Raw genomic sequence first — 9,384 nt, 5'->3', positions numbered from 1 at the left:
CGACTACATCGAGATGTTCTACAACCCCAAGCGCAAGCACGTCAGGAACGGGATGCTGTCACCCGTCGAGTTCGAACGGCAGCAGGAAATGTAACCCGAGGGCGTCCACGAAACTCGGGGCTATTCAGACGCACGATAGGTCTACAGGACGAGAAATGATGCAAAGGTGGGTGTGTTCGATTACATTGAGTGCTTCTAAAACCCGAAGCGTTGGCATTCGACACTGGGCTATCTCAGCCCGATGGAATTTGAAAACAAGGTGGGATTAGCTTAGCTCGGTATTCGAAAAACAGGCAGCAGGCCAGGGACAAAATATCTAGCTCGCCGAATAGAGAAACCACCTCTAAATGATTGTTCGTCTTGTCGCCACATTGTAAGATTAATTCGCTTGGAAAAAATCAGGATAAGGCTGTTATTGTGGATCAGCGATCTGAACTTAGCTATCAGGGCGGCGATGTTTTTATGGCCAATCAAGGAACTGAGACCTTGTCTGTGGAACTTCGTAAGGATCAGGATTTTTGACGCGTTATTCGTTCTCATATATAGGCCGCCAAGGATAGCCCTTTTCAAAGGAAGTACGATCAGTATGGTAATGTCCATATGGAATTACAGGCATTTTATATACGCATCCATCCTAGCTGAACTAAAGGGGCGCTTTGCGCGTTCGAAGCTGGGTTTGTTTTGGTCCATATTGCATCCGTTGGCCCAATCCACAATATATGCAGTAGTTCTCAGTGAAATATTAAGCGCTAAGCTGCATGGCATTGATGATAAGGCGGCTTACTCTATTTATTTGATTGCTGGTCTTGCGGGATGGAATCTTTTTATTGAGATATTTACACGTTGTTTGACGGTATTTATCGAGTATGCTGGTGTTTTGAAAAAGATTGTTTTCCCCCGTGTATGCCTTCCAATAATAGTTTGGGGTGGTGCGCTCGTTAACCATGTGCTTTTGCTGCTGGCTGCTGTCATCGTGTTCTTATTTTTTGGGCGTATCCCGCAGGTGACTTGGTTGGCGATTCCTATCGGAATCCTTTTGGTCTCAATGTTTGCTTTTGGCTTGGGGTTATTATTGGGTGTATTCAATGTCTTTGTTCGAGATATAGGTCAAGCTGTAGCCGTGATTCTACAGATTTGGTTCTGGCTTACACCGATCGTTTATACGATCGAAACTGTGCCAGAAAAATTTCGATGGATTGTTGAACTAAATCCCATGACCTCGGTGGTTCGGTTATATCAAGATGCATTGCTCTTCAATCGATGGCCGAGTGTTGAAACGTTGGTCTATCCCGCTGCCGTGTCTCTGGCATTGTTGTCTGTGGCGCTTCTAGTATTCAAGCGTGCCAATTCGGAACTGGTGGATGCATTATGAATGATCCGGTTATCACAGTTGAAAATTTGGGAAAATGCTACCCAGTTTACAAGTCGAACATTGATCGTTTTGCAAATTGGTTTGGAATGTCGATAAGACCCAATGAAGAATATTGGGCTATAAAAGATATAAACTTTCGCTTGAATGCTGGAGAGGCGCTCGCTCTTGTCGGGCAAAACGGTGCTGGAAAGAGCACTTTGCTAAAGGTGATTACAGGTACGGTGCGTCCTACTGAAGGAGCTGTCCAAATCAAGGGTAGCGTAAGTGCAATTTTAGAGCTAGGCCTCGGTTTCAATCCTGAATTTACTGGTCGCCAGAACATCTATCAGGCCGGTGGTCTTATGGGGATTTCTAAGGAAAAATTGCATGCGCTAATTCCTGACATCCAGAGTTTCTCTGAATTAGGAGATTTCTTTGATAAGCCCATTCGTGTATATTCTTCAGGAATGCATGCCCGTCTGGCATTTTCTCTTGCAACGGCTATTCGTCCAGATGTTCTTATCGTAGATGAAGTTTTATCGGTAGGGGATGCTTTCTTTCAAGCCAAGTGTTTTGATCGAATCTCTTCCTTTAGGAAGCAGGGAACCTCTCTTCTTTTTGTCACGCATTCAATGGGGGATGTAGTGAAACACTGCGATAGAGCCGTTTTTATTGAGAAGGGGAAGGTTCAATTCGACGGCGATACGCGGCAAGCCTGCAATTTGTACTATGATAGTCTTTTTGGGAAAAAGAAGGTCCCTACCATAGAGGCGCGATCTGATTTGGAAGCCGGCTTATCTTTGAGTAAATCGGAGGATGTCTTCTGCACTCGACCGAATTATAGAAAAGAGGAACATCGCTGGGGGCAAGGTGGCGCTCGCATTCTCGATTACAACGTCAAAAGTGAAAATCAATCCTACCCGCCTTCAATTGAAAGTGGCTCAATGGTTGATTTCTCGTTTTCGGTCCTCTTTGATGACGACTACCCCGATGTGACTCCGGGGGTGCTTCTTAAAAGTCACGATGGCCTTTTCATCTACGGAACCAACTCCTTCCTGTCGGGGAAGGGAATGACTGTATCGGCCAGAAAAGATGAGTTAAAGGTATTTAAGTTCAGCATGCCGATAAACTTGAATGGAGGCCACTATTTGCTGTCGTTCGGAGTTTCTAGTGGACCGCAGGAGAATCTTATACCGTTAGATAGGCGCTATGATTCAGTTTTGATAACCGTTGATAGGCCCATGCCGTTCTGGGGTATCTTTGATTTGCAGGCAAACTTTGAAGCGCTGGGTCCGATAACGCATGACAAATGAACTTGAGCTTTTGGTTTCCAAGTTGCCCGAGGTTTATCAGCCAATTTGGGGACGTCCCGCTTTGTCCACTTCGTGCTCGAGGGGGTGTAATGATAGACTGGAACGTCTTCTGGTTGTGTATAACAAAATTAGCAGCTTGCTGGGGCGTCCGCTGCGAGTGTTGGACTTGGGCTGTGCTCAAGGCTATTTCAGCCATGCACTTTCGGAGGCAGGTGCAGAGGTCTGTGGGATTGACTACTTGGCAGAGAATATTGCCGTCTGTCGTGCGATAGCGAATGAGCGTAGCGATAATCGTATTACCTTTAAATGCGGCCGCGTTGAGGAGGTTATAGAATCTCTGGAAGTGGGCGAGTATGACCTTGTTCTCGGCTTAAGCGTATTTCACCACATGGTGGAAGCCAAAGGCGTGATGTTTGTTGTCGACTGCTTAAATTTGCTCGCGCAGAAATGCGAATGCTGTATTTTTGAATTTGCTACGAATGTAGAACCGGTTCACTGGGCTGACGCACAACCGGACGATGTAGAAGATCTCCTTGCCGGATTTTCGTATGTTCATTTGTTGGCCCGACATGAGACACACTTATCTCAGTTTAAACGCCCTTTGTATTTTGCGAGCTCAAAAGTTTTTTATGCAGCCGACACGGCATTCCATTTTCAAAAGTGGACAACAGTCTCTAATGCATTAGTTCCAAATTCAAGAGAGGGGCGTCGTCGGTTCTATTTTTCCGATGATATGATGGGGAAGCAGTATAAGTTATCGAACGATGTTGCTTCTCAATTGGAAAAGAAGGAATGGCGAAATGAAGTTGCTTTTCTAGAATCTGATATTGAGCTAGATTATAAGCCTAAACTATACGCTCACGGTTGTGACGATGAAGAAGCTTGGCTTGTAAGAGAGAATTATAGTGGATTTACACTAGATGATTTCATCACTAACGACAGATACTACGATGCGCCTCACGTAGTAAAAAGTGTATTGAAATATTTGTCTCAGTTGGAGCAATTAGGGCTATACCATAGTGATGTGAGGGTGTGGAACACTCTGGTGTGTGATGACGGGGCTATTCGTCTAATTGACTATGGTGCGATTTCATCAATTCGTGCGGATTGTTCGTGGCCGCACGATCTCTTTCTCTCCTTCTTGATTTTTTGCCATGAAGTTTTTGGTAGAAATATCGAGTTCCCAATCCCAACTCGTCCGAGTTGGTTTAATCCTGATGGTTTGCCGTCGCCTTACAATGAGGTTTTCCAAAGACTTTTTGGGCAGGCGCCGAATAGCTGGAGTTTTTCCAATCTCTATGAGCAAATTATAGAGGCTGATCGAGTGGCGCAGAAAAATGAGATTGGCTCGGTTCCCAGGCTTACATTACAGCTCGTTTCTAAACGTTATGAAGAGGCGACGAGGGAATTGCGTCGGCATCTAGCTTGGCTGGAAGAGGGGTTTCGAAGCCTTGAAGGGGCATCTCAGCAAAAGGATGCGGAGATAGCGCGATTGAACTCTGCTGTGGAGGAGAAATTTATCGAACATGAGAAAGCATTTGCAGATCAAAAGATAGCGTATACAAGGTTAAATGCCGAAAAGAAAATTCTCGAAGATCGCTTGAACGATATTCTTGCGTCCAGGCGCTGGAGGTTCATATCTATGCTTGCATCTATCAAACGTTTAACTTCATCTAAGTGAGAGTTGTTTCGATGTCGTCGTCGTTGCAGGAGAAGGTTTCAATAAGAGATGGTTCTGATGAGGTGTGCCCAAAGATAATACACCGTATATACTTTACTGATTATCCGCCGTTTAATGATAAATTTGAGCATTATTTGCAAACATGGGAGAGAGAGCTTCCAGAATACAAGATCATGCAATGGAACGCCTCTAACTTAGATTTGGAGGCGAACGAATGGGTCCGGCGTGCTGTCCGAGCTCGCCAACCGGTTTTTCTAAGTGAATATTTTCGGTGGAAGAAGCTGCAAGAGTACGGCGGATTATATCTGGATGCCGATTGTGAGGTTTTGTCCGGCCCTGTTTTGAGACGATTGATGAGTGAGCTTCGAGAGTCGACACAGTTTGACGCGTTTTTAGGTGTGGAAGAGTTCAGCAATGGTTTTCCAACAGCGCAGACAGTGGCGGCAAAAAAGGGGTCAGCGCTAGTCGACTTTATGGTCCAGCTTTATGAAACCTCCCTTAGTGGTCCTTTGTGGCATTGGAGGGAAGAGCGGAGTTTGATTGGCCCGCAGCTAATTAGTCTTTACTTTAGAGATCAAGGTCGTGAGCTCTATGAGGGGATGTTCAAATATATCACAGAGCCAGAGGTGGAAGCGCGAGTAAAGGTATATCCGCAGGAGTGGTTTTCTCCGAAATTTGGAATTTCAGGGCGTGCTCTTAAATACACCGAGAATACCTGTGTCTACCACTTATTCGGTAATGCCAATGTATCCGAAATGCATTATGAGGGGCGTTTAATTAGAGATAAACCGCTTCTCTTTCACGAGTATGTAAAATTTGCGGGTCAGCGTCAGCCTTTTGGAGTTAAACTTAGGGATTTTATGTCTCGTCTGAAAAGGTATGCGCGACGTAAACTGAAGGGATTGTTGGGACGATGAGCTTGAAAAAACTGCATCGCATCTATTTTGGCTTTGATGGCAAGCCTGATATGTTCGGTGCCTATTTAGAAACGTGGAAATCTCAGCTCCCGGACTTTGAAATATGTCATTGGAATGCGTCCAATCTGCCAGTCGACCAAAACGCGTATACTCGGGCGCTGTATGAAGCGAAGGATCATGCGTTTCTAACAGATTACTTCAGATGGTGGGTGCTGAAAGAGTACGGAGGAGTGTACTTTGATGCAGATATCGAAGTTGTGAATGGTCGAATTTTTAATCAACTGATCGAAGAACTGGAAGCTGCAGAATCCTTTGATGCGTTTATCGGTATAGACGAAAAGTCGGGCGGTTGGTATACTGCGCACTCAATGGCGTCGAAGCCAAATAGTGCGTTGGCGACCTTTATGTGTGAGACTTATGAAGGTCTCGGCCATTTAAAGGTTTGGCGCAAGAAGGCGCTATATTTGTGGGCGCCGCAATTAGCTGCGCTCTATTTTGCCAACAACGGGCATAACATTGATGGAATGGGAACAACCCCGAATCTCGATGGTCCGGTTGTTGTTGCGGGTGTGAAGATCTATCCGCAAGATTATTTTTCGCCTTTGATACCTACCGGTGATAAGAAGCGTCCGTTTAAGCTCAATGCACTCACAGAAAATACGTCTATTTGCCATCATTTTGCATGTACATGGCACGACGCCGATTCGATATACGCTTCTTATGCTAAGGAGAAGGGCGGTAGCGCCAATATAATGCTTGCGGAAATATCAAATAACCATGAGTTTAGCTTAGAAGATGCGTTGCGCAAGGCTGTGCCTGCTGGCATAAAGAGTTGGGTGCGCAGGCTGGTGTCTTGAGTTCGGGTGGAAGTGAGATTTATTATGAATGATCATCTCAAAGTATTTGAGGGTGCGAAAGTTCTGGTGACGGGCCATTGTGGTTTCAAAGGCAGCTGGCTGACGCAATGGTTGATCCAACTTGGAGCGGACGTGTGTGGGTTCTCCTTGGAGGTGCCTACCACTCCATCTATGTTTAATTCTTTGGTGAAAGGGAATTCTCTAATTGATTTGCGTGGAAATGTCTGTGATCAGGCAGCAGTCGTTGACGCACTTAGAGAGTTTCAGCCCGATTTCATTTTTCACTTGGCCGCTCAGCCTATAGTTAAGCTGTCTTACGCTGATCCCATTCTGACCTGGCAGTCAAATGTGATGGGAACAGTCAGCATGCTCGAGGCGCTACGGCACGTAGATAAAAAATGTGTTGCTGTTTTTATAACAAGCGACAAGGCCTACGACAATGTAGAATGGGTTTGGGGTTATCGAGAGAATGATGCCTTGGGCGGGCCGGACCCTTATAGCGCTTCGAAGGGGGCCGCGGAGCTTGCTATTAAATCGTATGTCCGTTCGTTCTTCCCAATGGATGGATCGGTCAAGATTGGAGTTGGCAGAGCCGGGAACGTAATTGGTGGTGGAGATTGGGCCGCTGACCGCATTATCCCTGATTGCGTACGTTCATGGTCTATAGGGGATACGGTAAAATTGCGGCGACCCAACGCCACTCGTCCTTGGCAGCATGTCTTGGAACCGCTGAGTGGTTATCTTGCACTCGCTGCAGCATTGAAGAATGGAGCAGAGTTGCATGGAGAGGCATTTAACTTTGGTCCAAATCTTGATGAAAACTATACAGTTTGTCAAGTTGTTGCCGACATGGCTCGTCATTGGGAGGGAGCAGAGTGGGAAGATGTGTCCGCCGGTGAAATAGCGTCTGTTTATGAATCGCACCTCCTGAAACTGAACTGTGACAAAGCCCTTTATCATTTGAACTGGCGTGCATCTATGGATTATCAACAGACAGTGCGAATGACGATCGCATGGTATCTGGAGTTTTATAAGAATAAATCCGATAACATGCGGGAATTCACTGACCGTCAAATTTCTGAATATACAGAAATAGCCGCAGGAAGGGGTGTGCGATGGGCGCAATGACTTCTGATATAAGTGTATTTGACCTTCGACGAATACCTTTGCAGGGCGGAGATGTGCTGAAAGGTATGGTGGGTTCTGATAGTTTATCACCTGAGTTTGGTGAACTCTACTTCAGCTTTATAGACTGTGGTTATGTGAAAGGCTGGAAGCGACATAATCGCATGTCATCAAACCTTATCGTTCCCGTAGGCACAGTTAAGTTTGTGTTCATTGGCGAGAATTCCGATGACCGTTTGGAGATAATTTCGGGTGAAGGAGCACATCGGAGAATTTCGGTGCCTCCGGGGTTTTGGATGGCATTTAGCGGGCTGGCGAAAGGCCCAAATTTGGTTGTAAATATCGCGGACATCCCGCACGATGACAACGAAGAAGACCGGAAAAGCTTAGCAGCTTTCGAGTTCTAAAGGAATCCTAGATGAAGACCATTATTTTGGCCGGTGGATTTGGCACCAGGATGTCTGAGTTCACAAATGTAATCCCCAAACCGATGGTGCCCATTGGGGGTAAGCCAATATTGTGGCACATCATGAATATTTATTCACGGCATCAAAAGACAGATTTTATTGTCGCGCTTGGTTACCTTGCACCTGTAATCAAGGAATACTTTATGCATTATGGCACGCTGAATTCGGATTTTACGGTAAACCTTCAAACTGGTTCCGTTAATATTCATTCGGATACGCGCCTTAACTGGAATGTAACATTGGTTGATACTGGCGAAAATTCTATGACCGGTGGGCGTGTTAAACGGCTGAAAGATTTTATTGGTAGCGAGCCGTTTTTGCTTACTTATGGTGACGGTGTTGCAAACGTAGACATAAGTAAACTGATCGAGTTTCACAAATCTCATGGTAAGATGGTAACTGTAACGGCGGTTCGACCAAGCGCGCGTTTTGGTGAGCTGCAGATTGAAGATGGGCTTGTTACTGAGTTTATGGAGAAGCCGCAAGCAACCCAAGGTTGGATAAATGGTGGCTATTTTGTCATGAATCCAGAGTTTCTTGATTTTATCGATGGTGATGAAACAATTCTCGAAAAAGATCCGCTGGAAAACGTCGCGCGAGCTGGTCAGCTTATGGCTTATCGGCACGATGGTTTTTGGCAATGCATGGACACCAAAAGGGATGTCGAAGCTCTGGATGCTCTAGCTAAAGCTGGTGACAAGGCGCCATGGTATGCCTAAGATTTTGGTGATTGGGGGTACGGGATTTATTGGGAAGAACCTGTGTCAGCATTTCGCAGAGAGAGGGTTTGAGGTTTTCTCTCTCTCTCGACGATCTCCCGATGCCCTATTGCCAAACGTACGTTATCTTGTTGCGGATGTAACCAATGTGGGGAGTCTCAAAAGCGTCTTTGGTGCGTCCCATGATCGGAATGATGCAAAGTTTGATTTCGTTGTAAACTGTGGCGGAGCCGTGGATCATAGGCTGTTCAGCAATGGCGGGGTCGAAGTAATTGAGCAGCATTTAATTGGCGTTTTTAATTTGCTTGGTCTACTTGATCGGTCCTCAATTAAACGTTGGGTTCAATTCGGCAGCAGCGATCAATATGGGGCGTTAAATGCGCCGCAAATTGAAGCTGCACGAGAACAATCATTTTCACCATACTCGTTCGCAAAGACGGCTGCCGATCACTTTCTACAGATGTTGTGGCGAAGCGAGGCGTTTCCGTCCGTATCATTGCGGTTATTTTTGGCGTACGGTCCTGGTCAGAACATACAACGCTTTATCCCGCAGATTATTACTGCCTGTCTGGCTGGACGAGAGTTTCCGACCTCAGAAGGTGCGCAAATACGAGATTTTTGTTATATCACAGATGTTGTCATGGCAGTAGAGCGCTGTTTGTATCGCGATCAAACAAATGGCGAAATATTGAATTTAGGCTCTGGGTCTCCGGGAAGATCAATCCGAGAAGTTATTGAAACTATCAGATCCATGATAGGGCGGGGAAAACCCGATTTTGGTAGCCTTCCATACCGAAAGGGGGAGAATATGGAATTGGTGGCTGACTTAAGTAAAATTCGTGCAATTCTTGATTGGGAGCCTGCAGTAAATTTTGATGAAGGGATATTGAATTGTATAAATTACTATCGTTCTTAATGTTTGACAATGACTAGATCGATCTTTGAGGTCGAAAT

Annotated in this window: 10 protein-coding genes and 1 pseudogene; all 11 read left to right on the top strand. The window is 45.6% G+C overall.

Annotation, left to right across the window (positions count from 1 at the left end; all coding sequences use genetic code 11):
• Window positions 1-94: IS3 family transposase (locus tag AVM02_RS13595; RefSeq protein ID WP_297564976.1), on the top strand; the 94-nt coding region annotated here is incomplete at its 5' end.
• Window positions 95-139: 45 nt separating this feature from the next.
• Window positions 140-274, top strand: a pseudogene (locus AVM02_RS13590) (IS3 family transposase); the annotation flags it as partial.
• Window positions 275-586: 312 nt separating this feature from the next.
• Entirely contained in the window at window positions 587-1,372 is a 786-nt protein-coding gene (locus tag AVM02_RS13585; protein WP_411507458.1) for an ABC transporter permease, read from the top strand.
• Window positions 1,369-2,664: an ABC transporter ATP-binding protein gene (locus tag AVM02_RS13580; RefSeq protein ID WP_411507457.1), complete on the top strand. Its 1,296-nt coding sequence runs from the start codon at window positions 1,369-1,371 to the stop codon at window positions 2,662-2,664. The genes AVM02_RS13585 and AVM02_RS13580 overlap by 4 nt, the downstream gene beginning before the upstream one ends.
• Complete coding sequence (locus AVM02_RS13575; protein WP_411507456.1) at window positions 2,654-4,345, top strand: methyltransferase domain-containing protein; 1,692 nt, start codon at window positions 2,654-2,656, stop codon at window positions 4,343-4,345. Before AVM02_RS13580 ends, AVM02_RS13575 begins: the two co-directional genes overlap by 11 nt.
• A gap of 11 nt (window positions 4,346-4,356) precedes the next feature.
• Window positions 4,357-5,262: a glycosyltransferase gene (locus AVM02_RS13570; RefSeq protein WP_411507455.1), complete on the top strand. Its 906-nt coding sequence runs from the start codon at window positions 4,357-4,359 to the stop codon at window positions 5,260-5,262.
• Window positions 5,259-6,119 carry a glycosyltransferase family 32 protein gene (locus AVM02_RS13565; RefSeq protein ID WP_411507454.1) on the top strand — a complete coding sequence of 287 codons (861 nt, stop codon included), beginning with the start codon at window positions 5,259-5,261 and terminating at the stop codon, window positions 6,117-6,119. Before AVM02_RS13570 ends, AVM02_RS13565 begins: the two co-directional genes overlap by 4 nt.
• Before the next feature lie 24 nt (window positions 6,120-6,143).
• Window positions 6,144-7,247, top strand: coding sequence for a CDP-glucose 4,6-dehydratase (rfbG, locus tag AVM02_RS13560; protein ID WP_411507453.1), 1,104 nt, complete (start codon window positions 6,144-6,146; stop codon window positions 7,245-7,247).
• The gene (locus AVM02_RS13555) at window positions 7,235-7,651 is read left to right on the top strand and encodes a dTDP-4-dehydrorhamnose 3,5-epimerase (RefSeq protein ID WP_411507452.1); all 417 of its coding nucleotides are present in this window, start codon (window positions 7,235-7,237) and stop codon (window positions 7,649-7,651) included. Before rfbG ends, AVM02_RS13555 begins: the two co-directional genes overlap by 13 nt.
• Before the next feature lie 11 nt (window positions 7,652-7,662).
• Window positions 7,663-8,430, top strand: coding sequence for a glucose-1-phosphate cytidylyltransferase (rfbF, locus tag AVM02_RS13550; RefSeq protein WP_411507451.1), 768 nt, complete (start codon window positions 7,663-7,665; stop codon window positions 8,428-8,430).
• A complete protein-coding gene (locus AVM02_RS13545) occupies window positions 8,423-9,346 on the top strand; it encodes an NAD-dependent epimerase/dehydratase family protein (protein ID WP_411507450.1) in 924 nt (307 codons plus the stop codon). Before rfbF ends, AVM02_RS13545 begins: the two co-directional genes overlap by 8 nt.
• Window positions 9,347-9,384 lie beyond the last annotated feature (38 nt).

This window comes from Brucella anthropi (assembly GCF_046630315.1).
Classification (GTDB): domain Bacteria; phylum Pseudomonadota; class Alphaproteobacteria; order Rhizobiales; family Rhizobiaceae; genus Brucella; species Brucella anthropi_A.
The sequence above is the reverse complement of the archived record's forward strand: the minus strand, read 5'-3'. Positions and strand labels throughout refer to the sequence as shown.

Coding starts and splice junctions, on each gene's coding strand:
- AVM02_RS13585 (WP_411507458.1), top strand. CDS start 587: ATGGTAATGTCCATATGGAATTACAGGCATTTTATATACGCATCCATC.
- AVM02_RS13580 (WP_411507457.1), top strand. CDS start 1,369: ATGAATGATCCGGTTATCACAGTTGAAAATTTGGGAAAATGCTACCCA.
- AVM02_RS13575 (WP_411507456.1), top strand. CDS start 2,654: ATGACAAATGAACTTGAGCTTTTGGTTTCCAAGTTGCCCGAGGTTTAT.
- AVM02_RS13570 (WP_411507455.1), top strand. CDS start 4,357: ATGTCGTCGTCGTTGCAGGAGAAGGTTTCAATAAGAGATGGTTCTGAT.
- AVM02_RS13565 (WP_411507454.1), top strand. CDS start 5,259: ATGAGCTTGAAAAAACTGCATCGCATCTATTTTGGCTTTGATGGCAAG.
- rfbG (WP_411507453.1), top strand. CDS start 6,144: ATGAATGATCATCTCAAAGTATTTGAGGGTGCGAAAGTTCTGGTGACG.
- AVM02_RS13555 (WP_411507452.1), top strand. CDS start 7,235: ATGGGCGCAATGACTTCTGATATAAGTGTATTTGACCTTCGACGAATA.
- rfbF (WP_411507451.1), top strand. CDS start 7,663: ATGAAGACCATTATTTTGGCCGGTGGATTTGGCACCAGGATGTCTGAG.
- AVM02_RS13545 (WP_411507450.1), top strand. CDS start 8,423: ATGCCTAAGATTTTGGTGATTGGGGGTACGGGATTTATTGGGAAGAAC.